This window comes from Dellaglioa sp. CoH-57-MRSF-22, from assembly GCF_056781895.1.
In genome coordinates this window covers 1-625 of record NZ_JBXAXT010000041.1, presented here as the reverse complement: position 1 = coordinate 625, position 625 = coordinate 1, and the positions used below count along the sequence as shown (strand labels likewise).

Here is a 625-nt window from a genome sequence, read left to right as displayed (position 1 = left end):
ATTGGTACGAGCCACTGGACGTGCGACCACGGCGACGCGACTCTTCGTCGAACGGCTTCCACGCAGCCCACCAGTTGCAGGAATTGATGCGACACGACTCCGAATCCGTGTACGTGTCATACCGCAAGATCACACCAAAAGCCGAGTGGAACATGATACGCTGCATTTCTTGCCGGGGATCGTTGGGCGCGTAGTCCGGCGCATACGTGAAATGACGCGTGTAGCCCGTACGGAAACCAGCACGCTCCAGCGTCGTCCGATACTCTTCTTCCGTCATGCGCCCATGCACGTCGCCCAGTTGCTTGAGCGCGAATTCCTTCGACATGGATTTGCGCTGCGACAGGAGAATCGCCAGACCCAGACCTTCCGGACCATCGTAGGAACTCAGGCGGTTACCCGTAATCTGCTCGTACTCGTGCAGCGGATCGAAATCGTCGGCTTCGAAGTAGTCGTCTGCTGCGTTGTATTGTGCGCTCATGTTCCCTCCGTTGTGTAGTCAATGCGCGCAGTGTACGCCGCTATTTACTCGTCGTCAACTCCAAAATCACATTCGTCAAATGCCTCGTCCTCCCACTTAGCTTCTTCGAAGTGATTACGCCACATGAAGAATCGCGGATCATCCTTG

Annotated in this window: 1 protein-coding gene; it reads right to left on the bottom strand. The window is 55.7% G+C overall.

The features are described 5' to 3' along the window. Window positions 1-478: hypothetical protein (locus AC1RPR_RS08010; RefSeq protein WP_481763437.1), on the bottom strand; the 478-nt coding region annotated here is incomplete at its 3' end. Window positions 479-625 lie beyond the last annotated feature (147 nt).